This window comes from Salipiger sp. PrR002 (genome assembly GCF_010500775.1).
In the GTDB taxonomy this organism is placed as follows: domain Bacteria; phylum Pseudomonadota; class Alphaproteobacteria; order Rhodobacterales; family Rhodobacteraceae; genus Salipiger.
In genome coordinates, this window is the sequence record NZ_JAAGOU010000007.1 from 1 (window position 1) to 26868 (window position 26868).

A 26868-nucleotide genomic window follows, 5' to 3' on the forward strand; every position below is an offset into this window, starting at 1 on the left:
AGCAGGTGTCCTTGATCTTCGTCGGCCGCGCCATCCACTCCAGACGCTGGGCCTGCTCGCCCCAGAACCCCTCGGGGTCGGTGATCGAGCGGGCATACATCTCGTCGTATTGGGCCGCGCTCACATGGGCGGTCTTGGCGAACTCCTCGGACGGGGCGTAGGTCCCGGTGGGCGCAGTCTGGGCGTCGTCTTTCATGAGGTCCTCCCTAGGTCCATTCTCTTCGATGTCGCCGTGCGACAATGTCCATCCCTGGCAAGGATCATACCCCAGATCGAAAATATTTGAATAAGGTACAGTAAACTAAGATTTTTTTTGTAAATCATTTGCCCTGCAGTGCAGCATTTTGTAAAAATCTTTGCGGTCAGACCGGAAACACATTGCATTCCAATGAACTGACGTAACGTCGCAAAGCCTCTCTGAGGACGCCTTACAGAAAAGCTATCCCACAGCGTGGGTGTGACAATCTGATGCAGTGTGCCGTGGTATACCATGTTTGCGCCTAAGCTTCTGGATCACCGAGAAGGCGCATGCCCTCCGTGCGACTCGCCGACAAGGTGACGTTAGGGCGGAGAGGGGTGCGCCCGTAAGCGATTTTCCCCCCGTATAGGCGCAATGGTGGATCGACCCTGCTGCCTGTTGCGCTGCATCTGGCCTCGCCGCTCGACCTTCTCCGCCTGCCAACTTGCGCCTGATCAGCCAGCCTGATCAGCCACCCGCCCGGCGATTGCACCGGGCGGCTCTCGCGCAACCGTGAGGCCGTGCGGAACCTTTTTCCACATTGCGGGTTCTTGACAGGAGACGGAACGGCGAGGCGCAGGGCGCGGGACCGGACCGGACGATCATGTAGCAAGACGGATCACGCGGAGCTCCTCCGCGGGGCCGGAGCCCTCGGGCACCGGGCTGGCAAGATGTGCCTGCCGTTACGAGAAAAGGAGATCACGTCATGGAATTTGCAGGAATCGGCGGCTTCATCGTTTTGGTTCTGGATATCTGGGCCATCGTCTCGGTGCTCGGCTCCAGCGCCAGCACGGGCGCCAAGGTGCTTTGGACGCTGCTCATCATCATCCTGCCGGTGCTGGGCTTCATCATCTGGCTGATCGCGGGCCCGAAATCGAGCCGCGCCACGGTTTGATCATCGACTGAATTTTCTGGAGGATACTTCAATGCTGTACTGGGCACTTCTCTTCTTCGTCGTCGCCATCGTGGCCGCACTTTTCGGCTTTGGCGGCATCGCTTCCGCCTCGGCGGGCATCGCACAGGTGCTGTTCTTCATCTTCCTTGTGCTTTTCGTGGTGACGCTGATCATGCGGTTCGTACGCAAGACCTGATCGCAGATGGGCGGCGTATCCCGCCGCCCACGCTTTTCTCTCATCGCATCAGGTCTTTGCCGCAAGGCTTTGCCACAAAAAGAAAACCCCGCCAAACAGGGCGGGGTTTTCAATGATCGCAGGGCGGGTGATCAGGGGCCGGTGGGCGGCGCCGGGACCGAGCTCTGGATCAGGCCTTAAGGGTTTCCGTCGACGAGAAGAACATCGCCTGGCTGACCGCCGAACGAACCTGCTCTTCCGAGTAAGGCTTGGAGATCAGGAAGGCCGGTTCCGGGCGTTCGCCTGTAAGCAGACGCTCGGGGAAGGCGGTGATGAAGATCACCGGGCGATCCCCCAGCGCACCAAGGATGTCGTTCACCGCGTCGATGCCCGAGGAATTGTCGGCCAGCTGGATGTCGGCCAGAACCAGATCGGGGGTCTCTTGCTGCGCCAGTTCCACAGCGGCGGCGCGGGTCCGTGCCACGCCGGTGACGCGGTGGCCCAGATCGGCGACGATGCTTTCGAGGTCCATGGCGATGATCGCCTCGTCCTCGATGATCAGCACGCGGCCGGTGACCGCATCCGCCATCTCCTGACGTGCGAGGTTCACCAGTTCGGTCACCTCGGCCTCGGAAATCTGCATGATCTCGCCAACCTCGGCGAGGGAGAACTCTTCGATCGTGTGCAGAAGCAGCGCTTCGCGGCTGTTCGCGGTCAGCTTCGAGAGGCGGGACTGCGCTTTGGCAAGCGGGCCGGTCGCCTCTTCGGTGACGGGCGCGCCGGTGCTTGCCCAGATGCCGTGGAACACGTGGAACAGGCCGACCTTCGGCGAGGATGCGGAGGAAATGCCTTCGCGGTCCGCAAGGATCGCTTCCAGGGTCGCCGCTGCATAATTGTCGCCGGTGGTCTGACTGCCGGTCAGCGCGCGCGCGTAGCGACGAAGATAGGGAAGGACCGCGCCGATGGTCTGGCCCAAATCGCCCTGTGTCATGAATACGTCCTTTTTTTCGCTTTTCTCGGGAACCAAACGCCGGACCTCGGCATTGGTTCCCTGATACGGCAAAGATAGATGCAGAAAATCCCCTCTGCAAAGGCAAGGATCTAACGGCGGCAATGACACAATCGCGGCGCAATACCAAAGAGGCAGAGGTCATCGACGAAAATCTTCGGCGGGTCTATCAGGACATGCTCGAAGAGAAAGTTCCCGACCGGTTCCTCGACCTGATCGCACAGCTGCGCGCGCAGGACGACAACGGTGGCACCCAAGGCGGGGACAATGCATGAGTTCCGATCCTCGTGACGAGATCGTCGATCACCTTCCGGCGCTACGCGCCTTCGCTTTCTCGCTGACCCGCAATTCCGCGCTGGCCGACGACATGGTGCAGGACACGCTGGTCAAGGCGTGGACCAAGATCAACACATTTGAGCAGGGCACCAACATGCGCGCCTGGCTCTTCACCATCCTTCGCAACACCTACTACTCGAACCGCCGCAAGGCCGGGCGCGAAGTGTCGGATGCCGAAGGGGTCTTTACCGAAAGCCTTTCGGAAAAGCCGGCGCATGACGGTCGTCTGCAGATGAACGACTTCCGCCGTGCCTTCGCCAAGCTGACCGACGAACAGCGCGAGGCGCTGATCCTCGTTGGCGCGCAGGGCTTTGCCTATGAAGAGGCCGCCGAGACCTGCGGCGTTGCTGTGGGCACGATCAAAAGCCGGGTGAACCGCGCACGGGCGCGTCTGGCAGAACTGCTGGAGCTTGACGAGCACGACCGGCTCGAACTGACCGACCAAGCCACGATGGCCGTGGTCTCGGGCGCGCGTCCCAGCGGAGCACTGGGCTAAAGCGCCCTTCAAGGAAAACCACCGGCGCCCGATGATGGCGCCGGTTCAACGACCCGGGATACGGCGTGGCATGGATCGCACCGGACCGGCAGGCGGGCAGAGCGGATAGAGGTGTCATGAAATCACTTGCAGGCGGCGTGTGGCAACGCAGGCCGACAGGTCTCGCCGCTCGGATCATTCTGTTCCTGTCGCTGGCCCTCGTACCCATCGGCGTCGTCGCTTATTTCCAAACCAGCAAGCTGGCCGAAGAGACGCGTCTGCGTTCTCAGCTCAGCCTTGTTGCGCTGACCGAAGCCGCCGCGCTTGGCGAGCGCGAGACGATCCTGCGGGCGCAGGGCGGGGCGCAGGCGCTTGGCGCGACCTTGGGCCAGAGATTGGGCGACCCGGTTGAGTGCTCAGATCAGTTGGCGGCCTATCTCGGTGCCTCGCCGGGCTATTCCTTTGCCGGGATCATGACCCTCGACGGAGATGTCGCGTGCAATTCACGCGGCATTCCCTTGTCTGCGGCGGAGTATCCGCGCCTTCAGCGCATCGTTGACGAGCCCGGGGCCACCGCGTGGCTCAGCATCCGTGGTGCGATCTCGCAGCGCTCGGTGATCGTTGTGGCCCAGCCCTATTTCGTGGGTGGCGAGCTTGCCGGTCACGTTCTGCTTTCGGTGCCTTCGGTGCTGCTGCCCCGCGGTCATGGCGAGAGCGGACCAAGCGATTTCGACGATCTCATCACCATCAACGATCACGGTGAAATCCTCACCTCCCGCGAAGAGGTGGGGGATGTCGAAAGGCTGCTTCCCGCGGATCTTGACCTGCAGAGCCTGATCGGCGCCAAGTCCCAGAGCTTTGCCGCGCGCAGCGCCGACGGCGAGACCCGGGTCTATGCCGCCGCGCCGCTGGTGCCGGGGATGATCCACGCGATCGGCATCTGGAGCCGCAAGAACGCCGAAGCGCAGGCGATCAGTGTCGATGGGCTGGCGGTCATGGCCGCCGCTCTGCCGTTCCTGATGTGGGCGGCCTCGGTGATCGTCGCCTTCCTCGCTGTCAACCGGCTGGTGATCCGCCACATCAAGCGCCTCTCGCGGCGCATGCGCGCCTTTGCGCTGTCGCGCCGGGTGCCTGCGATCCGTGACGAAGCGATGCCCGCCGAACTTGCAGATATGGAAGACGATTTCCTCGACATGGCCGATGCGATCCTGCGCGACGAGGCGCAGCAGGAAAACGCGTTGCGCGAAAAGACCATTCTTCTCAAGGAAGTCCATCACCGGGTGAAGAACAACCTGCAGCTCATTTCCTCGATCATGAACATGCAGATCCGCCAGTCGCGCAGCGATGAGACCCGCGCCATTCTGCACCGGCTGCAGGACCGGGTGCGCAGCCTCGCCACCATTCACCGCAATCTCTATCAGACCGAAGATCTTGGTCATGTGAACGCCGGTGCGCTGCTCAAGGATCTGGTCCAGCAGATGGAGCAGATGTCCGAGGTCAGCGGGCGGCGGGTCAATCTGACGGTCTCTGCCGACGATATCGAGGCGGTGCCCGATCAGGCGGTGCCGCTGTCGCTGCTCACCGCCGAGGCGATGACCAATGCGATGAAATACGCCACCCCCGGAGCCGACGGCATCACCCGCGTGTCAATCCGTCTGGCGCGCTTGGCCGCTGGCCGGGCCGAGCTTGAGGTGCTGAACTCCTCGACCCAAAATAGCAGGGCCGAAGCCGAAGAGGCGGTCCCGCAGGGCATGCGCGGCGAGCCCGCCGGGCTGGGCTCGAAACTGATGATGGCCTTCGCGACGCAGCTGGGCGGCACGCTCGAGCAGCATCACACAGAGACCGGCGAATACCGTGTGTACATCAACTTCGCGCTGGTAGATTTCACCCCTGATCCAACCACTCCAACGGGGATGCCCAATGTCCCGGACTACTGATCTGACCGAGCCTTTGCCGCTGCCGCGGCCCAAAACCGCCGAAGGCAAACCGCGCCGCATCGGTGTCGAGATCGAGTTCTCGGGCCTCACCGAGGCGCAGGTGGCGCGCATCCTCGTCAAACAATTGGGCGGCAGCGCCCGCGAGGAAAAGCGCGGCCATTGGGTGGTCGAAGGCGGCGGCATGGGGAATTTCGAGGTCTACCTCGACAGCCAGCCGCTGGAACGGCTCGACCATGACGGTGTCGGCGGGCAGATCCGCGATCTGGCGCGCGCGGTGGTGCCGGTCGAGATCGTCTCGGACCCGCTGGAAGTTCCGCAGATCGCCGAGTTCGACCGCGCCATTCAGGCGCTGCGCGAGGCCGGGGCCGAGGGCACTGGCACCGGCGTGTTGTCGGCCTTCGGGGTGCATTTCAACCCCGAGGTCGTGTCGACCGACTATGCCGATGTGATGCCGGTGATCACCGCCCACGCGCTGCTCGAAGATTACATCAAGCGCGTCGCGGGCACCGATTTCTCGCGCCGCGTGATGACATGGGTCGCGCCCTATCCGCGGGCGCTTGTCGACCGTCTGGCCGCCGAAAAGCCGCCCGCGACGATGGACGCGCTTATCGACACCTATCTCGAGCTTGCGCCGTCGCGGAACCACTCGCTCGACATGCTGTGCCTCTTTGCCCATCTCGACGAGGAGAAAGTGGCCAAAGCGGTGGACATGGAACTGGTCTCGCCGCGCCCGACCTACCATTGGCGTCTGCCCGACTGCCGCATCGACGAGAAGGGCTGGACCCTCGCGACGGAATGGAACCGCTGGGTGCTGGTGGAAACCGTTGCGGGCGATGCCGACTTGCTGGCGCGGCTCTGCGCCGCATGGCGCGACCACCGCGATGCGCTGACCTCGATCCGCCTCGATTGGTCCTATCGGGTCGAGCGGATGCTGCAAGGGGCAGGGCTGTGCGACCTCTGATCGGGGTCACCGTCTCGCGCAGGTCGGGCTGGCGGGTCTTTCCCTTCATGGCCTTCGCTGTCTGGCTGGCCGGGGGCCGCGCGCTGCGCTGGCAGACCGGGCGGCGCGAGGTCGATCTCGACGGCGTGCATGGCGTGGTCATTGGCGGCGGCGACGACATCGAACCCACGCTCTACGGCGGCGAGCTGCAGCTTGATGTGCGGCTTGATCCGGAACGCGACGCGCTGGAACAAGGCGTCCTGCGCGGCGCGTTCGAGCGCAACATGCCGATCTTGGGGATTTGCCGCGGGGCGCAGATGCTCAACGTGGTGCTCGGCGGTACGCTACACGCGGATGCCTATGCGGTGCACCCGTCGCGGCGCTACCGCACGGTGCTGCCGCGCAAGAAGGTCGATGTGCTGTCGGAAACGCTGCTGGCGCACACCGCGCGCACCGACTGTCTGCGGGTCAATGCGCTGCACTCGCAGGCGGTGGACCGGCTCGGTGACGGGCTGCGCGTCGCGGGGCGCGACGATGGCGGCATGGTGCAGGCGGTCGAGCGGCTGAGCGATCCTTTTGCGCTGGGGGTGCAATGGCACCCTGAATACCTCGTCTACCGCCGCGCGCACCGGCGTCTTTTCCGCGCGCTGGTGGCCGCCGCCCGCGCCCGCCGCGACGCTCAATGCCAGTTGGACGCCGCCGAGGCCGATGCGGCGCTGCCGCAGTTCTTCGACCGCTGAAGCGCGGCGCTCAGCCGCTGATCATATCGGCCACCGGCGGCGCCGTCTCGATCTGCGCCAGCGGTAGGTCGAGCACGATATGGCCGCCGTGATCGGCATCCGCATGGGTGACCATCTCGAAGATCGGCACGACCCGGCGCTCGTGACCAAAGAATTTGCCGTTGTCCACGACGATATGGCTCAGCCGCCCGGTCTGCGCCTCATAAAGAAGGTCGCTGACGCTGCCCGCCTCGCCGTCGCGTCCGAACACCGGCTTGCCGATCCAATCCGCAAGGCTCTCATAGCGTTCCAGCGCCGCCTCCCAGCGCGGGTCGGTCTCGGCCTCGGGCAGGGTTCCCGCGGGCAGCGGCGCATGCGGCGAGCCGAAGGGCCCCACCACCAGCGGCGGCATGGTCGCCATCAGCGCCAGCATATCCTCGCGCCCGCCCGCCATGCGCGGCGCGCGCTGAAGCTCGCCATCGGTGACATGCAGCGGCAGGCTGCGGTCATGTGCCTCGGGGAGCCCCAGCGAAGAGGCGGTCACCAGAAGCCGCTCGGCGGCACCGAAACCGGCGGGCGAGACAATGGCCCAGGCCAGCTTGCGCCCGTCGGGATCGAACAGCAGATCCTGCAACACAAAATCGCGCTCGCCCCCCGTGAGGCGCCATGTGAGCAGGTCCGAGAGCGAGATGAGCATGTTTTCGCCTTTCCTTGGGTTCCGAAATCTTAACACGGATATGCGACATTCTGTTCCGGAACCGGCGCTGCGCTGCCGCGTTCTCATGGCAAGCGCAAAAGGAGACAGCCATGACCATCGATATCTTTATCGTCGGGTTGGCCGCTCTTATCATCATCGCGGTCCTGATCTTTGCCCTGACGAGTGAAAAGGAGCATGACAGGAATTCGCGCTAGACCCGAGCGACCCGATCCGGCCACCGGCCCGGAAGGACGCAAGACTTCCGTGCGCAGAAGAAGCACGACGAGGAGGGCGGTTCCCGCAAAGGGTGCCGCCTTCCTGCGTCTGCGGCCCTTTGCGAAGCATAGTCAGGTCCCTTAGTTGCGGCCTGCACAGCGCCCGCGCACCCAATGTCAGCCCGCTGTCCCCACGGGCGAACAGCTTCCGCAGAGGCCGATTGCGGGTTGCCGCGCTTGACGTCCCTCCGCCCGATGCTGGTATACCATTTCCGAATCCAAGCGCGGCCCGGGAGGGGCTGCGCAAACGCAGAGGATATTTCGATGCTCGACAAATCCGTGTTCACCCCCCATGGCAAACACCTGATCGCCGGCGCGTGGGTGGCAGGCGAGACCACCTTCGCCTCCGAACCCGCGCATGGCCCCAGCCATGAGTATTCGGTCGGCACGCCCGAGCTGGTCGATCAGGCCTGCAAGGCGGCCGAGGAAGCCTTCTGGACCTATGGCTACACCACCCGCGCGGCCCGCGCCGAGTTTCTGAACGCCATCGCCGACGAGATCGAGGCGCGCGGCGAAGCGATCACCGAGATCGGCACGCAGGAAACCGGCCTGCCCGAAGGCCGCCTGCAGGGCGAGCGTGGCCGCACCACCGGCCAGCTGCGGCTGTTCGCAGAGCACATCCTGAAGGGCGACTACCTCGACATCCGCCACGACAAGGCTCTGCCCGACCGCCAGCCGCTGCCGCGCCCCGACATCAAGCTGGTGCAGCGCCCGATCGGCCCGGTTGCCGTCTTTGGTGCCTCGAACTTCCCGCTGGCTTTCTCCACCGCGGGCGGTGACACCGCTGCGGCGCTGGCCGCGGGCTGCCCGGTGGTCGTCAAAGGCCACGGCGCGCACCCCGGCACCGGCGAGATTGTCGCCGAAGCGATCCTCGCCGCCATCGAAAAGACCGGCATGCCCAAGGGCGTCTTCTCGCTGGTGCAGGGTGGCAAGCGCGACGTCGGTCAGGCGCTGGTGCAGCACCCGCTGATCAACGCCGTGGGTTTCACCGGATCGCTTGGCGGTGGCCGTGCCCTCTTTGATCTCTGCGCGCAGCGCGACGTGCCGATCCCCTTCTTCGGCGAGCTGGGCTCGGTGAACCCGATGTTCCTGCTGCCCGAGGCGATGAAAGCGCGCGGCGCTGATATCGGCACCGGCTGGGCGGGATCGCTCACCATGGGCGCGGGGCAGTTCTGCACCAACCCCGGCATCGCCGTGGTCGAGACCGGCCCCGAGGGCGACGCTTTCGTGGCCGCGGCTGCCGAGGCGCTGAAGGGCGTGACCACCCAGTGCATGCTCACCGATGGCATCGCGCAGGCCTATAAGGACGGCAAGTCGCGCTTCGATGGCCGCAACGCCGTGAAGCCGGTGCTGGTCACCGACAGCGAGGGCCGCAATGCGCTGCCCAACCTCTTCGAGACCGACGCCGCCAACTACCTGCAGGACCATGCGCTTGGCGAAGAGGTCTTCGGCCCGCTCGGTCTGGTGGTGCGTGTTTCGGGTCCGGACGAAATGGACGAACTGGCGCGCGGCTTCGAAGGCCAGCTCACCGCGACGCTCCATATGGATGAAGGGGACACCGCGCTGGCGCAGCGCCTGATGCCGGTGCTCGAGCGCAAGGCGGGCCGGGTGTTGGTCAACGGCTTCCCGACCGGCGTCGAGGTCTGCGACGCGATGGTCCACGGCGGGCCTTACCCGGCCTCGACCAACTTCGGGGCGACCTCGGTGGGCACCATGTCGATCCGCCGCTTCCTGCGCCCGGTCAGCTATCAGAACCTGCCCGATGCGCTGCTGCCGGTCGACCTGACGTAATCCCCGCGCTCATGCGGCCCGCGCCCGCGCTGCCCCGAACGGGTGGCGCGGGCGTCTGCTTTTGGGATTTGCGTATTTTTAAAGAGAAGAAGCAGGGGCGCGCGCTCGGGCTGCTTCGTCTAGACGGAAATATCCCGGGGGAGGCCGCGCAGCGGCCGGGGGCAGCGCCCCCAAGCAACCCTGCGCGGCGGCCCTAAGCGGCGGCCGCGTTCGAGATCCCTTTCTCCCGCCCGCGCTTTGCGCTAAAGGCGGGGTTTGAATCCGCAAGAGGTGCGTGCCATGACATTCTCCCTCGCCATCGTCGGCCGCCCCAACGTTGGCAAATCCACTCTGTTCAACCGGCTTGTCGGCAAGCGGCTGGCGCTGGTCGACGACCAGCCCGGTGTCACCCGCGACCTGCGTGAGGGCGAGGGCAAGCTGGGCGATCTGCGCTTTACCGTGATCGACACCGCCGGTCTGGAAGAAGCCACCGACGAGAGCCTTCAGGGCCGTATGCGCCGGCTGACCGAGCGCGCCGTGGATATGGCCGATGTGTGCCTCTTCATGATCGACGCCCGCGTTGGCGTGACCCCCACCGACGAGGTGTTCGCCGAGATCCTGCGCAAGCGCTCGGCGCATGTGATCCTTGCCGCCAACAAGGGCGAGGGCTCTGCCGCCGATGCCGGTGTGCTCGAGGCCTATAGCCTCGGCCTTGGCGAGCCGATCCGGCTTTCCGCCGAGCACGGCGAGGGTCTGCCCGATCTCTACAGCGCGCTGCAGCCGCTCGCCGACGGCTTCGCCGAGCGCGCCGCCGAGGAGGCGCCGGAGGTCGAGCTTGATGTCGAGGATGAGGACCTGGACAGTGAGGACGGCGAGGCCACGCTGCCGATGCCGACCGCGACCAAGCCGCTGCAGATCGCCGTGGTGGGCCGCCCCAACGCGGGCAAGTCGACGCTGATCAACAAGATCCTCGGCGAGGACCGGCTGCTCACCGGCCCCGAGGCCGGGATCACCCGCGACGCCATCTCGGTCCGTATGGACTGGGAGGGCGTGCCCATGCGCATCTTTGACACCGCCGGTATGCGCAAGCGCGCCAAGGTGCAGGAAAAGCTCGAGAAACTCTCGGTCTCCGACGGTCTGCGCGCGGTGAAATTCGCCGAGGTTGTGGTGGTTCTGCTCGATGCGGCCATCCCCTTCGAGCAGCAGGATCTGCGCATTGCCGACCTTGCCGAGCGTGAGGGCCGCGCCGTGGTCATCGCGGTCAACAAATGGGACGTCGAGGAGCACAAGCAGGAGAAGCTGCGCGACCTCAAGGAAGCCTTCAACCGGCTGCTGCCGCAGCTGCGCGGCGCGCCGCTGGTCACCGTTTCGGCCAAGACCGGGCGCGGTCTCGACCGTCTGAACGCGGCGATCATGAAGGCCTGGACCACCTGGAACCGCCGCGTGTCGACCGGCCAGCTCAACCGCTGGCTCGAAGGCATGGTCTCGAGCCACCCGCCGCCCGCGCCGCAGGGCCGCCGCATCAAGCTGCGCTATATGACGCAGGCCAAGACCCGCCCGCCGGGGTTCGTGGTGATGTGCTCGCGCCCGCAGGACATGCCCGACAGCTACACCCGCTATCTGGTGAACGGGCTGCGCGAAGCCTTTGACATGCCCGGCACGCCGATCCGCCTGACGCTGCGCGGGCAGGGCGACAAGAACCCCTGGAAGGGCAAGCGCGAGAAGAACGCCGGTGCGCTGAAAAAGCACCTCGGCAAGCTGCCCAAACAGAAGGGCTAAGGGCCGCACCCTTGGGACATGGAAAAGCGCCGGAGCGGAGGCTCCGGCGCTTTTTGTTTCGCGTTTCTGTTTCGCGGTGGCGAAGGGCTCAGCCCTTGGTGATGGCCAGCAACCCGCCGCCGAGCAGCGATTGCACCAGCAGCGCCAGCGCCCAGAACGCCGGATATTCCCAGCCGCCGCCTTCGTTGGTGAACCAAAAGCCGTTCGGACCGTGGGCGAGGATGGCGGCACCAAGCAGCACCGGGATCAGCAGCAGCGCCACGAGGCTGGTCTGGAACCCGAGGATGAGCGCAAAACCGCCCAAGACCTCGGCGGCGATCGTGACATAGGCCATGACGCCGGGCACGCCGAGCGATGCGAAGTATTGTGCCGCGCCGCTGGGGGTGAAGACGAAGACCTTCAGCCACGCGTGGGCGAGGAAGAGCGCGCCAAGCGCGACGCGCAGCAGCAAGGTGGCGGTGAGGATCGAATTTGTTGAGCCGAAACCAAGCGATTGCAGGATGTTAGTCATTGTATCTCTCCAAGATCGGGGCCGCGTTTGGCGGCGTATCATTTGATGAGGCAGAGATAGCGGCGCGCGACTGCCGCGATAATGTGGTAAGTTGTTGGAATATTATCCTCGCGGTATTCTCAATATGAGGCGATTTCTGGGGGTTTTATGCATGCCAGACCTTGATGCCACCCAGGATCTGCCGCACTGCCGCGGCCTGCGCGCGACAACTCATCCGGGCTTTGAGCGCGTCGGAAAGGCCCTTTAGCGTGTGCAGTTAGGCGGTTTTGAGCGCCTTCGCACTCGCAGCATAAGTGTGCGCTTGGCGCCCTTACGCAACAGAAGGTTGCAAGATTAAAGGGCTCTGGTTAACCTTCGAGTCACATTGATCTGGAGTATTTGGAATGAAATTGACTCATCTTTCCGCAATCGCGGCTGTTCTTGTGATGGCGTCTGGCGCAGCCATGGCAAATACCAAGCAGGTGAAATGTGACGGTTTCGTCATCGCCATCGCTGATGAAATCGCTATGGCAGCAGAAGAAAACGCAGGGTCCATGACCGAGGCAGAAGCCAAGATCTGCGAAGCTGCAACCCAGATCTCGATCTCGGGTGACGACCCGGAAGTGCATGAAATCGTAATCCTGCCTTACGAGATCAGAACCACCGTCGTCATGATCCCGGTCGACTGACAGGCCTAAAGTCGGCTCAAATGAGCCGAGCGCGGGTTAGGGAGGGGGCTATTCGGCGGGTCCGCCAGAGTGCAGGACACCCCGACAGCATCCAGATAAAAAACACCCTCACGGGATATCCTGTGAGGGTGATTTCATGTCGGCGAAGGGCAGGCGGCCGGCTTATTCGGTGTCGGTTCCGCGCAGCGCGAGGATCGCCACGATGCCTGCGGCGGCCAGTCCGGCAACGGCGATGTTGAACGGGCTGGCATTGGCGACGATCACCGCCACCAGCGCCCAGATCACCGTGATGCCGTAGAGCGGCGCGCGGTGCAGCCGGTATTGGATGGTCACCGAGAGCGCCAGCGCCAGCGCCAGTGCCAGCAGCGCCGCCGGGGTCTGCGGCAGCAGCCCGTAGCCCGACAGCAGCAGGCCGACCGAGACGCAGGAGGCCGCAGAGAGCCAGCCTGCATAGATCGCGATGGGCGCGATTTGCCACCAGCGATCCATGTCACCGGCGCGGAACAGGGCCAGCAGCGCGGTGACCAGCATCACCCAGATCATCGCGGTGGCGGCGATCGGTGAGGCCTGCGCCACCGGCAGCCAGAAGATGCCCACCGCGAGGCTGACCAGCAGCGGGTCGCGGTGATCCATCCAGTCGAAATCATCCGAGCGGCGGAAGAGGCCAAAGCCGGTGCCCGCGATCAGCCAGAGATAGATCAGCCCCCAGATCGCGAAGGCATAGCCCGCCGGTTGCACCGGCGGGTCGATCTGCGGCACGGGAAAGGCGTCCGGCGCGAACCCGTTGAACCCGGGAAACACCAGCGGCGAGGCCGCAAAGGCGACCGCCGCGAGGAACAGCAGAAGCGGCCGGACCCAGATCATCTCAGGCCCGCCCCCTTATACCAACGTGCCGTCAGCGGCGATGCGGGTCTTGCCGCGCAGCCACGGATGCAGCGCCTCGGGCAAGTCCACCGAGCCGTCCTCTTGCTGGCCGTTCTCCAGCACCGCGATCAGGCAGCGCCCGACGGCGAGGCCCGAGCCGTTCAGCGTATGCAGGAACTCGGGCTTGCCGCCATCTGCAGGCTTGAAGCGCGCGTTCATCCGGCGGGCTTGGAAATCGCCGCAGGTCGAGACCGAGCTGATCTCGCGGTATTGGTTCTGACCGGGCAGCCAGACCTCGATGTCATGCGTGCGGCACGCGGTGAAGCCCATGTCGCCGGTGCACAGAACCACGGTGCGATAGGGCAGGCCGAGCTTTTCAAGGATCCCCTCGGCGCATTTGGTCATGCGGTCGTGCTCTTCGCGGCTCTTGTCCGGATGCGTCACCGAGACCATCTCGACCTTCTCGAACTGGTGCTGGCGCAGCATGCCCGCGGTGTCGCGGCCCGCCGAGCCCGCCTCGGAGCGGAAGCACTGGGTGTGCGCCACATAGCGGCGCGGCAGATAGCCTTCGTCCACCGTCATTCCGTTGACGATATTGGTCAGCGTCACCTCTGCGGTGGGCACGAGCCACCAGCCCTCGCGGGTCTGATAGCTGTCCTCGCCGAACTTCGGCAGCTGGCCGGTGCCATACATCATCTCATCGCGCACCAGCACCGGGGTCCAGGTCTCGGCGAGCCCGTTCTCTTCGATGTGGGTGTCGAGCATAAACTGCGCCAGCGCCCGGTGCACACGCGCCACGGCGCCCGAGAGCACCACAAAGCGCGAGCCGCTGAGTTTGGCGGCGGTCTCGAAGTCCATGCCGGGGATCACGGCGGGCAGCTCGAAATGCTCCTTGGCTTCGAAGCCAAGCGCCCTCGGCTCACCCCAGCGGCGGATCTCGACGTTGTCGTCTTCGTCGGCACCATCGGGCGTGTCGTCATAGGGCAGGTTGGGGATGCCCATCAGCATGTCGGTCAGCTGCGCGTCGAGATCCTTGGCCTTGGCCTGCATCTCGGCGACTTCGGCCTTCTTCTCGGCGACCAGCGCGCGCAGCCGCTCGAACTCGGCCTCATCGCCGCTGGCCTTGGCCTTGCCCACGTCCTTGGAGGCGGCCTTCTGCGCCGCCTGCGCGGTTTCGGCGGCGTGGATCGCGGCGCGGCGCTCTTCGTCCAGCGCCAGCACGGGGGCCGAGGCATTCTCCACACCCCGGCGCGAGAGCGCCGCATCAAAGGCGGCGGGGTTTTCGCGAATGGCGCGGATGTCATGCATCGGTCTAATCCTCTTTGTCTGCGACTCGCGCGGGTTATGCCCTGAATCGCTCAGGGAGTGTAGAGGGCGCCGTGCGGAAGGCGATCCCTCAGCCAGCGATCCACCGGTACCGCGAGGCTGGTTTGCGCATTGGTGGCGCTCACGACGCCGATGATGCGCCAGATCCCGTCGGTTTGCGTCAGTACCGGGCCGCCGGAATTGCCGTGCCGCACCGGGCACGACAGGCGCAGCAGCGCATGGTCCAGCGCGCCGCCGCAGTCAAAGCGCGCCGAAAGCCGGTTGGGCCGCAGATCATGATAGCCGATCACCGCGAAGGGCGGCGCGGGCGCATCCCCCAGCGTCAGCGGCGTCACCTCGAGCGGATGCGCGAGGCTGAGAAGGGCAAGGTCATGCTCGATGTCGATACGGTGGCCCGAATAGGCTTGCGGGTGCACCTCATAGGAGGCGACGGCGGCGTGATCGGCAAAGTCCCCGCCCAGCCAGCCTGCGACGAAATGCAGCCGCTCCGGCCGCAGCGGGTCGCCCTCGGCCCCGGCGACGCAATGGGCGGCGGTCAGCACCAGATCGGGCGCGACGAGCGTGCCCGAACACATGCCGCGCCGGTTGTAACCCTTGGTATTGACCCGCCCGATCGCCTGCCACTGGGCATGGTCCTCGGGCGGCAAGGGCGGAAGGTCCGCCGCAGCGGCGGGCAGGGCGAGGAGCAGGAGGGCGAGGAGGAGGGTCGGGGCCAGAAGCCGTCCCATCGACGTACCGAACATGACCGAAATCCGCATCCTTCTGAGGCCCTCGTGCAATCTCTTGGGCCAACCTAGGGGCAGGCTTCCCCAGCGTCCATCACGCACACGTGTGCGCATGGCCCGTGCATCCTTTGTGCATGCGGTGTGACCGCTGCCATCGCGCCTTGCATCGGCGGAGGATCGCACATAGGTTCCGGCCAAATTTTGCGGGGGGTGTCCCCCAACATACACCAAGAGGAGCCCGCCCATGGATGGCAGCGCAATTGCCCAGTTCGTTCCCCTGATCCTGATCTTCGGTATCATGTACTTCCTGCTGATCCGTCCCCAGCAGAAGAAGGTCAAAGAGCACCAGAAGATGGTGAACGCTCTGCGCCGCGGCGACCAGATCGTTACCCAGGGTGGCCTGATCGGCAAGGTGTCCAAGGTCAAGGAAGGCGGCGAAGTCGAGGTCGAGATCGCCGAGGGTGTGAAGGTCCGCGTGGTGCAGAGCACCGTCGCTCAGGTCCTGTCGAAGACCGAGCCCGCAGAATCCTGATCCCAACGCGAAAGCGCCCACGACAATGCTTCAGATCGATCTTTGGAAACGCCTGACAATCTGGGCGCTTGTGATCGTAGGGCTGGCCTTGGCCAGCCCTAACCTGTTCTATAACAGGGTAGAATCCCACAACGACGCGGTTGCCGCGATCGAGAAATCCGGTGCCACGCCCGAGCGTGAAGAGGCCGCGGCCAGCTGGCCGAACTGGCTGCCCTCGGGGCTGGTGAACCTCGGTCTCGACCTGCGCGGCGGCGCTCACCTGCTGGCCGAGGTCAAGCTGGATGAGGTCTATGCCTCGCGGCTCGAAACCCTCTGGCCGGACGTGCGTGACATCCTGCGCCCCGAGCGCGACACCGTCGGCACCATCCGCCTGCAGCCCTCTCAGCCCGGCGAGCTGCGCGTGCGCATCTCCAACCCCGACGGCATGGCCAGCGCGCTGGAACTGGTGCGCGGCCTTGCACGCCCCGTGACCTCGCTCACCGGCGCGGGCGCCAACGACCTGCAGGTCGCGGGCGACGGCGACGAGATCGTGGTGACGCTGTCGGACGCCGAGAAACAGGCCACCGACGAGCGCACCATGCAGCAGTCGCTGGAGATCATCCGCCGCCGTATCGACGAGGTCGGCACGCGTGAGCCGACGATCCAGCGTCAGGGCAACGACCGCATCCTGATCCAGGTGCCGGGCGTCGGCTCGGCTGCAGAGCTCAAGGACATCATCGGCACCACCGCGCAGCTGACCTTCCAGCCGGTCGTCAGCCGCACCACCAATGCCGACACCACCCCCGGCGTCGGCAATGAGCTGCTGCCGTCGATGGATGAAGAGGGCGTCTATTATGTGCTCGAGCAGGCCCCCGTCGTCACCGGCGAGGAACTGACCGACAGCCAGCCCAGCTTTGACCAGAACGGCCGCCCGGCGGTGACCTTCCGCTTCAACCCCGGCGGCGCGCGCAAGTTCGGCGATTACACCGCCGAGAACATCGGCTCGCCCTTCGCCATCGTGCTCGACGACGAGGTGATCTCGGCCCCGGTGATCCAGAGCCACATTCCCGGTGGCTCGGGCATCATCACCGGCAACTTCAGCGTCGAGGAATCCACCAATCTCGCCGTGCTGCTGCGCGCCGGTGCGCTGCCTGCGGGGCTCGACTTCCTCGAAGAGCGGACCATCGGGCCGGAACTGGGGCAGGACAGCATCGACGCGGGCAAGCTCGCCACCGGTGTCGCCTTTGTCGCGGTGCTGGGCTTCATGTGGGCCAGCTATGGTCTGTTTGGCCTCTTCGCCAACGTCGCGCTGATCATCAACATCGGCCTGATCTTCGGCCTGCTGTCGACCATCGGCGCCACGCTGACGCTGCCCGGCATCGCTGGCATCGTGCTGACCGTGGGTATGGCTGTGGACGCCAACGTGCTGATCTTCGAGCGTATCCGCGAGGAACTGAAGACCGCGCGCGGCCCGGCCCGTGCCATCGAGCTTGGCTATGAAAAGGCGCTTTCGGCCATCGTCGACGCCAACATCACCACCATCATCACGGCGATCATCCTCTATGTCATGGGCTCGGGTCCGGTGCGCGGTTTCGCCATCACCCTTGGCCTCGGCATCGTCACCTCGGTCTTCACCGCGATCTATGTCACCCGGCTGCTGATCGCGATGTGGTTCGAACGTCGCCGTCCCAAAACCATCGAGGTCTGAGCCATGCGTCTTCGCGTCATTCCCGACAATACGAGCTTTGACTTCTTCAAGCACTGGAAGCTGTGGCTGGGCATTTCGGGCGTCATGCTCGTGCTCGCGCTGGCCAGCTTCGGCATCCGCGGCCTGAACTACGGCATCGACTTCCGCGGCGGCACCACCATCCGGACCCAAAGCACGGAGGCCGTCGACGTCGGCGCTTACCGCGACGCGCTCGGCGCGCTGGGGCTGGGGGATGTGGTCATCTCCGAGGTGTTCGACCCGTCCTTTGGGCCGGATCAGAACGTCGCCATGGTGCGCATTCAGGCGCAGAACGATGTGGAGTCGGTGACCCCGGAAACCATCGCCACCGTCGAGGCGGCGCTGCAGAGCGTCTCGCCGGACATCAAGTTTGTCTCGGTGGAATCCGTTGGTCCGAAAGTCTCGGGCGAGCTGATCTGGACCGCCGTCGAGGCCGTGGCTCTGGCGATCGGCGCGGTGCTGATCTACATCTGGCTGCGGTTCGAATGGCAGTTCGCCGCCGGGGCCGTGCTGGCGCTGGTGCACGACGTGATCCTCACGATCGGCGTCTTCTCGGAACTGCAGATCAAGTTCGACCTCACCACCATCGCGGCGCTGCTGACCATCGTGGGCTACTCGCTCAACGATACGGTGGTGGTCTTTGACAGGGTCCGCGAGAACCTGATCAAATACAAGAAGACCGAGCTCAAGGACGTGCTGAACCTGTCGATCAACGAGACGCTCAGCCGGACCTTCATGACCTCCTTCACCACGCTGCTGGCGCTCTTCGCGCTGTTTGCTCTGGGCGGTGATGTGATCCGCGGATTCGTCTTCGCGATGATCTGGGGCGTCTTCGTCGGCACCTATTCGTCGGTGTTCATCGCCTCGGCGCTGCTGCTGTGGTTCGGCGTCAAACGCGACTGGTCCAAGCCCGAGGCCGAGGTCGAAGCCAAGAAATCCGGGACCAGCGTCTGAGGCGCAGAGTTCCATTCTGGTATGGAAGGGGCCGCATCGTCGGCCCCTTTTTTCGTTTGGTCGCCGGGGGATGCCCCGGCAGTGATCAAGCTTTGTGCAGAACGTCCGGAAACGCAGTGTTGCAGGACTAGACTTTAGGTTAGCGCATTGGGTCCTTGGCATAGGCGCGCTAGTGTCAAATTCCATACACAAGGGCGCCCGCCACCCCGGCTAGGGCGCCAATGCTGCTGTGCGGCAAAATTCATTTGATTCTTCACCGATGTGTCATAAAGTGCGGCCACGCGGCTAGGCCAGGCGTCGTATGTTGACGTGGGAGGGGTGTACCGCGTCTTGGCCTGCGCGTTCATGGAAGTGCGGTCCGCGTCGGATCGCCTGTGTGGGACTAGGGGAAGAACCATGCGGATGAACGAAATCAACTTTAGCGATGCCATGCCTGTCGAGGGTTATGGCCCGGGCTTCTTTCGTATCGGCGGTCGGCCGGTCGATGGCGGCGTCTGCATCTCGCCGCAGGGCATGAAGTCCTGGGCGGGGCTCTCGGACGAAGAGACGCTGGTCGCGCTCGCGGGCGAGGTCGACGTGATTTTTGTCGGCACCGGCGGCGATATCGCCCTGCTGCCCAAGGCGCTTTCGGCCCGGCTCGAAGAGGCCGGTGTCGGCGTCGAAGTGATGAACTCTCCCTCTGCCTGCCGCACCTACAACGTGCTGCTGGGTGAGGGACGCCGGGTTGCGCTGGCCGCGCTGCCCGTCTGACGATTACCCATCCCAGCCAGTCCGTGGCGTCATCCCCTAGCGATGATCAGACCGGACCAGCCATTTTCCTGCAACAGCTTGTCGCGGCGCGGCTTTCGCGCTTTCCCGAACCTCATCACTGAGGTAAGCGAAAGCATGGACCTATCTGTTCGCGATCTGGCCGTGGCCCGGGGAGGGGTGCCGGTGCTGGAGGGGCTGAGCTTTACGCTCGCCCCCGGACGTGCCTTGGTTTTGCGCGGGCCCAATGGTTCGGGCAAGACAACGCTTCTGCGCAGCATCGCGGGGCTGCAGCCCGCGTTCAGCGGCACGATCGAAGGCGCGGGCGAGCGCATCGCCTATGCCGCCCATTCCGACGGTCTCAAATCCATGCTGACGGTGGCTGAGAACCTGCGCTTCTGGGCGCAGGTCTTTGCGCAATCCGACATTGACCCGGCGCTTGACGCCTTCGATCTGCGCGGGCTCGAAGACCGGCCTGCGGGCACGCTCTCGGCGGGGCAAAAGCGCCGCTTGGGCCTTGCGCGGCTGATGGTCACCGGCCGTCCGGTCTGGGTGCTGGACGAGCCCACCGTGTCGCTTGACGCTGCCTCGGTGGCGCGCTTCGCCGACGCGGTGCGCGGTCATCTGGCGGGCGGCGGCTCGGCGCTCATGGCGACGCATATCGATCTGGGGCTTAACGAGGCAGAGATCCTCGACGTCACCCCGTTCAAGGCGGCGCCGCGCGTCTCCATAGAGGACGAGGCCTTCCTGTGATCGCGCTACTTCTACGGGACCTGCGGCTGGCGGTGCGGGCAGGGGGCGGCTTTGGCCTCGGCCTTGCGTTCTTCCTGATCGTCACGGTGCTCATTCCATTCGGCGTCGGCCCGGAGACCGGGCTGTTGTCGCGCATCGCGCCCGGCGTGCTGTGGATCGGCGCACTGCTGGCCTGCCTGCTGTCGCTCGACCGGATCTTCGCGCTCGACTGGGAGGATGGCTCGCTCGACCTGCTGGCCACCGCGCCGCTGCCGATGGAGGGGATCGTCACCATCAAGGCGCTGGCGCATTGGATCACCACCGGCCTGCCGCTGGTGCTTGCCGCGCCCGCGCTTGGCGTGCTGCTGAGCCTGCCGCCCTCGGGCTATCTTTGGGTGCTGGTCTCGCTGGCGCTCGGCACACCGGCGCTGTCGGTCATCGGCACCTTTGGGGCGGCGCTGACCGTGGGGCTGAAGCGTGGCGGGCTGCTGCTGTCGATCCTCGTGCTGCCGCTCTATGTGCCGACGCTGATCTTCGGCGCCGAAGTGGCGCGGCGCGGGGCCGAGGGGCTGGCGGTGCAGACGCCGCTGCTGATGCTTGCGGGGATCAGCTTTGGCACGCTGGCGCTGCTGCCCTTCGCCAGCGCGGCGGTGCTGCGCATCAATCTGCGCTGACGCGCCACAGCCGGGGCGGGCGCCAGAGATTGCGCTTGCCGAATATTTGAAGTGTAACGGGGCGTGAGCTGCGCTAGGGGAGGCCCATGTCGATCTGGGAATACGCCAATCCGGTAAAATTCATCCGCACCACGGACCGCATCCTGCCATGGGTGTCGGCCGGGGCGGTGCTCTGCCTCGCGGCAGGGCTGGTCTGGGGCTATTTCTTCACGCCCGACGATTACCGGCAGGGCTCGACGGTGAAGATCATCTACCTGCATGTGCCCTCGGCGCTGATGGCGATCAACGCGTGGATCATGATGCTGGTCGCCTCGCTGATCTGGATCATCCGGCGCCACCACGTCTCGGCGCTGGCGGCCCGCGCCGCCGCCCCGGTGGGCGCGGTGTTCACGGTGATCGCGCTGGCCACCGGCGCGCTCTGGGGGCAGCCGATGTGGGGCACATGGTGGGCTTGGGATCCGCGTCTGACCTCCTTCCTGATCCTGTTCCTTTTCTACCTCGGCTATATGGCGCTGTGGTCGGCGATCGAGAATGACGACACCGCCGCCGATCTCACCTCGATCCTCTGCCTCGTCGGCTCGGTCTTCGCGCTGCTGTCGCGCTATGCGGTGCTGTTCTGGAACCAAGGGCTGCATCAGGGCGCCTCGCTGTCCATGGACAAGGAAGAGAACGTGGCCGATGTCTTCTGGTATCCGCTGCTGGTCTGCATCGCGGGCTTCGTGCTGCTCTTCGTGGCGCTGGTCTTCCTGCGCACCCAGACGGAAATTCGCGCCCGCCGGTCGCGCGCGCTGCTGGCGCGGGAGGGACGCACATGATGCCCGATCTGGGAAAATACGCCTTCGCGGTTCTGGCGTCCTATGGCGTCAGCCTCGGGCTGATCATCGTGGTCGTGGCGCTGAGCATCGCCCGCGCGCGCAAGGTGCGCGCCGAATTGCAGAAAATCGAAGATCGGGTGAAACGGCATGGCTAAGATCTCGCCGCTGATGGTGATCCCGCCGGTGATCTTTGCCGCCTTCGCGGTGATGGCCTATTTCGGCATGCAGCGTGGCGATCCCAACACGCTGCCCTCGACCTTCCTCGGCAAGAGCGCCCCGGCGCTGCCGCCGCAGACGCTCGAAGGCTTCCCCGAAGTGGCCGATGCGGCGCTGCGCTCGGGCGAGGTGACGGTGGTGAACTTCTGGGCCAGCTGGTGCCCGCCGTGCCGCGCCGAACATCCGGTACTGCTGCATCTGGCCGAGCAGGGCGTGCGCATCGTCGGGGTGAACTACAAAGACAAGACCGGCGCCGCCTCGGGCTATCTCACCGAGGACGGCTCGCCCTTCATCGGCGTGCCGTTCGACCCGCAGGGCCGCGCCGCCATCGAATGGGGCGTCACCGGCCCGCCCGAGACCTTCATCCTGGACGGTGAGGGCACGGTGCTGCACAAGCACGTCGGCCCGCTCGCCGGCACGCTTTACACCGAAGATTTCCTGCCCGCGCTGGAGCAGGCTTTGGGCCGCGATCTCGAGCCCTGAGCGCGCGCAGGCGGAAACGCCGGGCATCGAGTATTTGGGGAAAGATGAAAGGGCGCCCGCCGCACTTGGCGGGGCAGCTCTGCAAGTCTCGGTCCAACGGGTGTTTTCATTGTTCCGCAAATACGCCCGCCGGAGGCGTCCGGCCCATGCCACGCGCAGGCTGATGCGGGCAGGGCGCGGATTTGCGTATTTGCAGAACGACGAAAGCCGGGGAAGGCTCCAGTGGCGGGTGTCGCCGCGGTGGTCTGAACCTGCTCATTTCAGGCGCGACCGATGCCTCCTTTGCGCAGCTGACCCAGCGATCCCCTTGCGGCGCAACGCGGAATCGCGCCACCGTTTCGGGGGCAACTGCCCCTTCGAAGGGCCAAGAGCGGAGACCCAATGCGATGATCCTGCAGGCGCAGATTCCCTATGACCTGAGCCAGTTGAAGCCGCTGCCGGGCATCGCCCCGCTCGATCCGGCGGACTGGCTGCAGGTCGATGACGCTTTCGCGGCGCAGATGGAAGAGCGCGCGCGCCTGCTGCGCGAGGTGCGCGAGACCGTGCTGGGGATCGAGCCTGAGGCGATGCCCGCGGCGCAGGAACTTCTGGAGGTGGTACTGGCGCATCTGCCCGAAGGCTATGCGCGGGACGGCGAGCAGGTGACACGTCCCGACGGTGTGGTGGTGACGCTGGACCGGGGCGATCCCATGGGCACGCTTGGCGTTCTGGTGCAGGAGGATCTGTGCCTGCTGCAAAAGCGCGGCGATGAGCACGTGCTGACCGGAGCCGTGCTGTGCTTTCCGGCGGGGTGGCGGCTGGCGGATAAGATCTCGCGTCCGCTCAGCATCATCCATGTGCCGATCCCCGAGTATGACGAGAATATCGGGCGGCGGGTGCAGCGCCTGTTCGACGGGGTTCAGCCGGGGCGGCCACTGATGCGGGTCAACCGGCTTTTCCATGACGATCCGCTGCTGCACCAGCCGGTGCCCCGGCGCAGCAACAACGACCGGGCTTCTCCGAAGACGGCGCCTTACCTGCGCTCGGAACGGCAATGCCTTTTGCGCCTGCCCGAGACCCGCGCCGTGGTGTTTTCGATCCACACCTATGTGGTGCGGCGCGGTCCAGAGACGCTCTAGGGCGCGGGGCTGACTACGGAGCGGTCCGCAGGTCGCCGCCACGGATGCCGCCAACCACCGCGAGCACCAGCGCAGCGGGAAAGCTCAGCACGGCCATGGCGCCTGTGGTCACCCATCCGTTCACCGGCTTGGGCGCTTTGCGCTCTGGCTCCGATGGGGCGCTTGCTGCGCTGGACCCTGCGCCAGCGTGGCGATCCATGGCGGCGCGGATGCTTTCGGTCAAAGCGCGCTCTTCGGCGGTGTCGAGCGCGGTGAAGCGCTTGCGCAGTTCGCGCTGCGATTGCTCGGGCAGCGTGTCCGGAGTGAGCCTTGTGTCGGGAGAGAGCCATTCAATCTCGGTGGCGCCGCTGAGCGCCGAGAGGCTGCGCACGGCTTCGAGCAGCAGGGCAATGGCGCGGGCGCCCCGCGCGATGCCGCCGTCGCGGCTGAGCACCCGAACCACAACTCTCGGGCCCTTGCCGCCGCTGGCCTTGAAGTGGCTCAGGCACAGGCCCAGACGGTCGCCCATCAGCGCAAGGCGGCGGCGCGAGATACGCAGCGGGCGGCCAGTGCCGTTGTCATGTTCGAGAAGGGCCTTGCCTGCGGCCTTGAGCAATTCGAACAGATCGGGGTTGCCAGCATCGAGCGGCAGGTGAAGAGCTGCGTAGGGGGCTTTGCCCGTCATTGTCGTTTTCCTTCTGGAACGCCTTTGACGGAAAATTTGCGTGGCAAATGGGGAGAAAATCGGGCGGGAAATTGCCCATGGGTGGGCAAGTGCTCACAGCCTTGCCCACCCCGGAGTTGCAGAAATGTAAATCAGCCGACTCTTTGCGCCACGAGCGAGATCGCCTGCTGGTAGACCGTCGCGGCGTTCCACTCGTTCAGGACGCGGAAATTGGCGGTGCCTTCGCTGAACGGCTGACCCGGCTGCCAGCCTTTCTGGCGCAGGAAATTGGCGGTCGAGGCCAGCGCGTCGAACTGGTTGTAGAAATCGACGCGGCCATCGCCATTGCCGTCGACGCCGTAGCGCAGCGCGTTGCCGGGCAGGAACTGGGTGTGGCCAAGCTCGCCATGGGCGGCGCCTTGCTGGCTCGGCGAGAGCATTCCGCGATCGACCATCTGCAGCGCCGCGATGGCATGCGGGGTGAAGAAGGACGACCGGCGGCAGTCATAGGCGACCGTGGTGATCGACGAGACCACCGGCACATTGCCCATGGTGCGGCCAAAGCCGGTTTCCATCCCATGGATCGCCAGAAGGATCCCGGCGGGCACGCCGTAGCGCTGCTCGATCGAGCGGAAGAACTGCGGGTTCTGGTCGCGGCGCTTGCGCACCTGCGCGGCAAAGCCGTCGAGCGAACCGAGGCGGATGCGGATAAACTCGTCGAGCGGGTATTTCACGCCCTTCTGGCTGCGGTCGACCTTGATGGTGTAGCTGGAATAGGGGGCGCTCATCAGCGCGTCGATGCCGCGCTGGCCGACACCGGCGCGTTGCGCCTCGGCGGCGAACTCGCGTTTCCACGCGTCAAACCCGGCGGCGGAATTGCCGCAAGTGGCCGCGATGGCGGATCCGGCGGACAGGGACAGCGTGGCGGCTGCGAGAAACTTCAGAAAGGTGCGGCGCATCTTGGGACTCCGAACAAACGTCTTTGGTTGAAATAGGTAGTTCGCCGTCAGGGGTTCGGAAAGGGAAGAGGCTGTCGCAGGTGTTGCGCGGCGGGTCTCCGCTGCTTCACGGTACGCCAGACACGGCACGCGATCGGGCCGATACGAACCGATGCGGACCAGTGCGGCGGCGGCGTGGGGCTCAGATCGAGGCGATTTCCATGGCGCGGGTGATGATCATCACCACCAGAACGAGCAGGGCCGCGATGGCGAGGCCAAGCATGGTGTTGCGCTGCAGCCGTCGGCGGCGTTCCCGCGGCGTCTCGGCGTCGGCAAAGCTACCGGACAGGGTCGAAAGCGGCTGCGCGTCGCCGTGGCTCGCGAAGCTGTCGAAGCGGTCGGTGAAATTTTCGTTCATTCTGAAATTCCTCTGAGGCGTGAGGTCGAAATTCCCTCATGGGTGAGCCTCAGGGGGCATTCTGGATTTTACAGGGCAGGATCACGGCATGAAAAAGGCGCCCCGCAGGGCGCCTTTTCCGAAGTCTCCGCGGTGCGGGATCAGCAGCTGTAGTACAGCGCGAATTCCACGGGGTGCGGGGTCATTTCGTAGGCTTCCAGCTCTTCCATCTTCAGAGCGATGTAGCCTTCGATCTGCGACTTGGTGAACACGTCGCCAGCCAGCAGGAAGTCCATGTCGGCTTCCAGCTCGGTGAGCGCTTCACGCAGCGAGCCACAGACGGTCGGGATCTCTGCGAGCTCTTCCGGCGGAAGGTCGTAGAGGTTCTTGTCCATCGCTTCGCCCGGATCGATCTTGTTCTTGATGCCGTCGAGGCCGGCCATCAGGAGCGCCGAGAAGCACAGGTAGGGGTTTGCCGCGGGGTCGGGGAAGCGAGCTTCCACACGCTTTGCCTTCGGCGATTCGGTCCACGGAATACGGACGCAGCCCGAGCGGTTGCGTGCCGAGTAGGCGCGCAGAACGGGGGCTTCGAAGCCCGGAACCAGACGCTTGTAGGAGTTGGTCGCCGGGTTGGTGAAGGCGTTCAGGGCCTTCGCGTGCTTCAGGATGCCGCCGATGAAGTACAGAGCTTCCTGCGACAGGTCCGCGTATTTGTCGCCTGCGAAGAGCGGCTTGCCGTCCTTCCAGATCGACATGTTCACGTGCATGCCCGAGCCGTTGTCACCCTTGATCGGCTTCGGCATGAAGGTTGCCGAACGGCCGTAGGCCTGTGCCACGTTGTGGATGACGTATTTGTACTTCTGCAGCTCGTCGGCCTGCTTGGTCAGCGTGCCGAAGATCAGGCCCAGCTCGTGCTGCGAGGTCGCAACTTCGTGGTGGTGCTTGTCGACCTTCATGCCGAGGCGCTTCATGGTCGACAGCATCTCGGAGCGGATGTCCTGGCCGTCGTCCGACGGGTTCACCGGGAAGTAGCCGCCTTTGTAGGTCGGACGGTGGCCCAGGTTGCCCATCTCGAAGTCAGCGTCGGTGTTCCATGCGGCGTGGTCCGCATCAACTTCTGCCGAGATCTTGTTCGGGGTGACCGAGTATTTCACGTCGTCGAACAGGAAGAATTCAGCTTCCGGGCCGAAGAACGCCGAGTCGCCGATGCCCGAGGAGATCAGGTAGGCTTCTGCTTTGGCTGCGGTGCCGCGCGGGTCGCGGTCGTAGGCTTCGCCGGTGTCGGGTTCGACGACCGAGCAGTGCAGGCAGAGCGTCTTCTCGGCGTAGAACGGGTCGATGTAGGCGCTTTCGGTGTCGGGCATGAGCTTCATGTCGGAAGCTTCGATCGACTTCCAGCCGGCGATGGACGAGCCGTCGAACATGAAACCTTCATCGAGGAAATCTTCGTCGACGAGGTCGGCGATGACGGTCACGTGCTGGAGCTTGCCGCGCGGGTCGGTAAAGCGGATGTCGACGTATGCGACGTCCTCATCCTTAATAAGCTTGAGAACTGCGTCCTTGCTCATTCCCTTC

Annotated in this window: 31 protein-coding genes; 20 read left to right on the forward strand and 11 right to left on the reverse strand. The window is 65.1% G+C overall.

What is annotated here, in order from left to right; genetic code table 11:
• The coding region (locus tag G0A00_RS08965; RefSeq protein ID WP_164184173.1) for an acetyl-coenzyme A synthetase N-terminal domain-containing protein at nucleotides 1–196 on the reverse strand (196 nt) is incomplete at its 3' end.
• Nucleotides 197–944: 748 nt separating this feature from the next.
• Here G0A00_RS08965 and G0A00_RS08970 point away from each other — a divergent pair.
• Both G0A00_RS08970 and G0A00_RS08975 read left to right on the forward strand, forming a co-directional pair.
• On the forward strand, nucleotides 945–1133 hold the full coding sequence (locus tag G0A00_RS08970; protein WP_066105939.1) for a PLDc N-terminal domain-containing protein: 189 nt from the start codon (nucleotides 945–947) through the stop codon (nucleotides 1131–1133).
• A gap of 31 nt (nucleotides 1134–1164) precedes the next feature.
• Complete coding sequence (locus G0A00_RS08975) at nucleotides 1165–1329, forward strand: DUF1328 domain-containing protein (RefSeq protein ID WP_083191243.1); 165 nt, start codon at nucleotides 1165–1167, stop codon at nucleotides 1327–1329.
• 169 nt (nucleotides 1330–1498) lie between these two features.
• On the opposite strand, the gene G0A00_RS08980 is transcribed toward G0A00_RS08975, so the two are convergent.
• Nucleotides 1499–2299: a response regulator gene (locus G0A00_RS08980; RefSeq protein ID WP_164184171.1), complete on the reverse strand. Its 801-nt coding sequence runs from the start codon at nucleotides 2297–2299 to the stop codon at nucleotides 1499–1501.
• A gap of 122 nt (nucleotides 2300–2421) precedes the next feature.
• Here G0A00_RS08980 and G0A00_RS08985 point away from each other — a divergent pair, with 122 nt between their 5' ends.
• The 5 genes from G0A00_RS08985 (at nucleotide 2422) to G0A00_RS09005 (ending at nucleotide 6745) form a co-directional block, all read left to right on the forward strand.
• Nucleotides 2422–2592: a NepR family anti-sigma factor gene (locus G0A00_RS08985; protein WP_164184169.1), complete on the forward strand. Its 171-nt coding sequence runs from the start codon at nucleotides 2422–2424 to the stop codon at nucleotides 2590–2592.
• The gene (locus G0A00_RS08990; RefSeq protein WP_066105943.1) at nucleotides 2589–3149 is read left to right on the forward strand and encodes an RNA polymerase sigma factor; all 561 of its coding nucleotides are present in this window, start codon (nucleotides 2589–2591) and stop codon (nucleotides 3147–3149) included. The genes G0A00_RS08985 and G0A00_RS08990 overlap by 4 nt, the downstream gene beginning before the upstream one ends.
• Before the next feature lie 116 nt (nucleotides 3150–3265).
• Complete coding sequence (locus tag G0A00_RS08995; RefSeq protein ID WP_164184167.1) at nucleotides 3266–5065, forward strand: sensor histidine kinase; 1800 nt, start codon at nucleotides 3266–3268, stop codon at nucleotides 5063–5065.
• Nucleotides 5049–6026: an amidoligase family protein gene (locus tag G0A00_RS09000; protein ID WP_164184165.1), complete on the forward strand. Its 978-nt coding sequence runs from the start codon at nucleotides 5049–5051 to the stop codon at nucleotides 6024–6026. The genes G0A00_RS08995 and G0A00_RS09000 overlap by 17 nt, the downstream gene beginning before the upstream one ends.
• Nucleotides 6014–6745, forward strand: a complete 732-nt coding sequence (locus G0A00_RS09005) for a gamma-glutamyl-gamma-aminobutyrate hydrolase family protein (protein ID WP_066105953.1) — start codon at nucleotides 6014–6016, stop codon at nucleotides 6743–6745. The genes G0A00_RS09000 and G0A00_RS09005 overlap by 13 nt, the downstream gene beginning before the upstream one ends.
• Nucleotides 6746–6755: 10 nt before the next feature.
• On the opposite strand, the gene G0A00_RS09010 is transcribed toward G0A00_RS09005, so the two are convergent.
• On the reverse strand, nucleotides 6756–7421 hold the full coding sequence (locus G0A00_RS09010) for a PRC-barrel domain-containing protein (RefSeq protein WP_164184161.1): 666 nt from the start codon (nucleotides 7419–7421) through the stop codon (nucleotides 6756–6758).
• Nucleotides 7422–7960: 539 nt separating this feature from the next.
• Between G0A00_RS09010 and G0A00_RS09015 the strand changes: the two genes are divergently transcribed.
• Nucleotides 7961–9487, forward strand: coding sequence for an aldehyde dehydrogenase (NADP(+)) (locus tag G0A00_RS09015; protein WP_164184159.1), 1527 nt, complete (start codon nucleotides 7961–7963; stop codon nucleotides 9485–9487).
• A gap of 279 nt (nucleotides 9488–9766) precedes the next feature.
• Entirely contained in the window at nucleotides 9767–11245 is a 1479-nt protein-coding gene (der, locus tag G0A00_RS09020; RefSeq protein WP_164184157.1) for a ribosome biogenesis GTPase Der, read from the forward strand.
• A gap of 88 nt (nucleotides 11246–11333) precedes the next feature.
• Here the strand turns inward: der and G0A00_RS09025 are convergent, their stop codons facing one another.
• Complete coding sequence (locus G0A00_RS09025) at nucleotides 11334–11756, reverse strand: DoxX family protein (RefSeq protein ID WP_164184155.1); 423 nt, start codon at nucleotides 11754–11756, stop codon at nucleotides 11334–11336.
• A 383-nt stretch (nucleotides 11757–12139) separates the two neighbouring features.
• Here G0A00_RS09025 and G0A00_RS09030 point away from each other — a divergent pair, with 383 nt between their 5' ends.
• Nucleotides 12140–12424, forward strand: coding sequence for a hypothetical protein (locus tag G0A00_RS09030; protein ID WP_164184153.1), 285 nt, complete (start codon nucleotides 12140–12142; stop codon nucleotides 12422–12424).
• 162 nt (nucleotides 12425–12586) lie between these two features.
• On the opposite strand, the gene G0A00_RS09035 is transcribed toward G0A00_RS09030, so the two are convergent.
• Genes G0A00_RS09035 through G0A00_RS09045 form a run of 3 tightly spaced genes read right to left on the reverse strand, consistent with a single transcriptional unit; the run spans nucleotide 12587 to nucleotide 15357 of the window.
• A complete protein-coding gene (locus G0A00_RS09035) occupies nucleotides 12587–13288 on the reverse strand; it encodes a hypothetical protein (RefSeq protein WP_164184151.1) in 702 nt (233 codons plus the stop codon).
• A gap of 15 nt (nucleotides 13289–13303) precedes the next feature.
• Nucleotides 13304–14596 carry a serine--tRNA ligase gene (gene serS, locus G0A00_RS09040; protein ID WP_164184149.1) on the reverse strand — a complete coding sequence of 431 codons (1293 nt, stop codon included), beginning with the start codon at nucleotides 14594–14596 and terminating at the stop codon, nucleotides 13304–13306.
• A gap of 50 nt (nucleotides 14597–14646) precedes the next feature.
• Nucleotides 14647–15357 carry a serine protease gene (locus G0A00_RS09045; protein ID WP_235953225.1) on the reverse strand — a complete coding sequence of 237 codons (711 nt, stop codon included), beginning with the start codon at nucleotides 15355–15357 and terminating at the stop codon, nucleotides 14647–14649.
• 226 nt (nucleotides 15358–15583) lie between these two features.
• Between G0A00_RS09045 and yajC the strand changes: the two genes are divergently transcribed.
• The 10 genes from yajC to G0A00_RS09095 all read left to right on the forward strand — a co-directional run bounded on the left by yajC (nucleotide 15584) and on the right by G0A00_RS09095 (nucleotide 23315).
• Nucleotides 15584–15871 carry a preprotein translocase subunit YajC gene (gene yajC, locus G0A00_RS09050; protein WP_066105986.1) on the forward strand — a complete coding sequence of 96 codons (288 nt, stop codon included), beginning with the start codon at nucleotides 15584–15586 and terminating at the stop codon, nucleotides 15869–15871.
• A gap of 25 nt (nucleotides 15872–15896) precedes the next feature.
• On the forward strand, nucleotides 15897–17558 hold the full coding sequence (gene secD, locus G0A00_RS09055; protein ID WP_164184147.1) for a protein translocase subunit SecD: 1662 nt from the start codon (nucleotides 15897–15899) through the stop codon (nucleotides 17556–17558).
• A gap of 3 nt (nucleotides 17559–17561) precedes the next feature.
• Nucleotides 17562–18530, forward strand: a complete 969-nt coding sequence (gene secF, locus G0A00_RS09060) for a protein translocase subunit SecF (RefSeq protein WP_164184145.1) — start codon at nucleotides 17562–17564, stop codon at nucleotides 18528–18530.
• A gap of 396 nt (nucleotides 18531–18926) precedes the next feature.
• Nucleotides 18927–19280, forward strand: coding sequence for an Mth938-like domain-containing protein (locus G0A00_RS09065; RefSeq protein WP_066105995.1), 354 nt, complete (start codon nucleotides 18927–18929; stop codon nucleotides 19278–19280).
• 135 nt (nucleotides 19281–19415) lie between these two features.
• Nucleotides 19416–20030 carry a heme ABC exporter ATP-binding protein CcmA gene (ccmA, locus tag G0A00_RS09070; protein WP_164184143.1) on the forward strand — a complete coding sequence of 205 codons (615 nt, stop codon included), beginning with the start codon at nucleotides 19416–19418 and terminating at the stop codon, nucleotides 20028–20030.
• Complete coding sequence (gene ccmB, locus G0A00_RS09075; protein ID WP_066105998.1) at nucleotides 20027–20683, forward strand: heme exporter protein CcmB; 657 nt, start codon at nucleotides 20027–20029, stop codon at nucleotides 20681–20683. Before ccmA ends, ccmB begins: the two co-directional genes overlap by 4 nt.
• A gap of 86 nt (nucleotides 20684–20769) precedes the next feature.
• Nucleotides 20770–21498, forward strand: coding sequence for a heme ABC transporter permease (locus tag G0A00_RS09080; protein WP_164184141.1), 729 nt, complete (start codon nucleotides 20770–20772; stop codon nucleotides 21496–21498).
• A complete protein-coding gene (gene ccmD, locus G0A00_RS09085) occupies nucleotides 21495–21653 on the forward strand; it encodes a heme exporter protein CcmD (RefSeq protein WP_193789490.1) in 159 nt (52 codons plus the stop codon). Before G0A00_RS09080 ends, ccmD begins: the two co-directional genes overlap by 4 nt.
• Nucleotides 21646–22197, forward strand: coding sequence for a DsbE family thiol:disulfide interchange protein (locus G0A00_RS09090; protein ID WP_235953224.1), 552 nt, complete (start codon nucleotides 21646–21648; stop codon nucleotides 22195–22197). Before ccmD ends, G0A00_RS09090 begins: the two co-directional genes overlap by 8 nt.
• 386 nt (nucleotides 22198–22583) lie before the next feature.
• The gene (locus G0A00_RS09095) at nucleotides 22584–23315 is read left to right on the forward strand and encodes a DUF3445 domain-containing protein (protein ID WP_164184139.1); all 732 of its coding nucleotides are present in this window, start codon (nucleotides 22584–22586) and stop codon (nucleotides 23313–23315) included.
• Nucleotides 23316–23328: 13 nt separating this feature from the next.
• Here G0A00_RS09095 and G0A00_RS09100 read toward each other — a convergent pair whose 3' ends face one another.
• The 4 genes from G0A00_RS09100 to glnA form a co-directional block, all read right to left on the reverse strand.
• Nucleotides 23329–23979 carry a hypothetical protein gene (locus G0A00_RS09100; protein WP_164184137.1) on the reverse strand — a complete coding sequence of 217 codons (651 nt, stop codon included), beginning with the start codon at nucleotides 23977–23979 and terminating at the stop codon, nucleotides 23329–23331.
• 131 nt (nucleotides 23980–24110) lie between these two features.
• The gene (locus tag G0A00_RS09105; protein ID WP_164184135.1) at nucleotides 24111–24917 is read right to left on the reverse strand and encodes a lytic transglycosylase domain-containing protein; all 807 of its coding nucleotides are present in this window, start codon (nucleotides 24915–24917) and stop codon (nucleotides 24111–24113) included.
• A 181-nt stretch (nucleotides 24918–25098) separates the two neighbouring features.
• Nucleotides 25099–25314 (reverse strand): hypothetical protein, encoded by a 216-nt coding sequence (locus G0A00_RS09110; protein WP_066106022.1) that lies wholly within the window; start codon nucleotides 25312–25314, stop codon nucleotides 25099–25101.
• A 140-nt stretch (nucleotides 25315–25454) separates the two neighbouring features.
• Nucleotides 25455–26861 (reverse strand): type I glutamate--ammonia ligase, encoded by a 1407-nt coding sequence (gene glnA / locus G0A00_RS09115; protein ID WP_164184133.1) that lies wholly within the window; start codon nucleotides 26859–26861, stop codon nucleotides 25455–25457.
• Nucleotides 26862–26868: the final 7 nt, after the last annotated feature.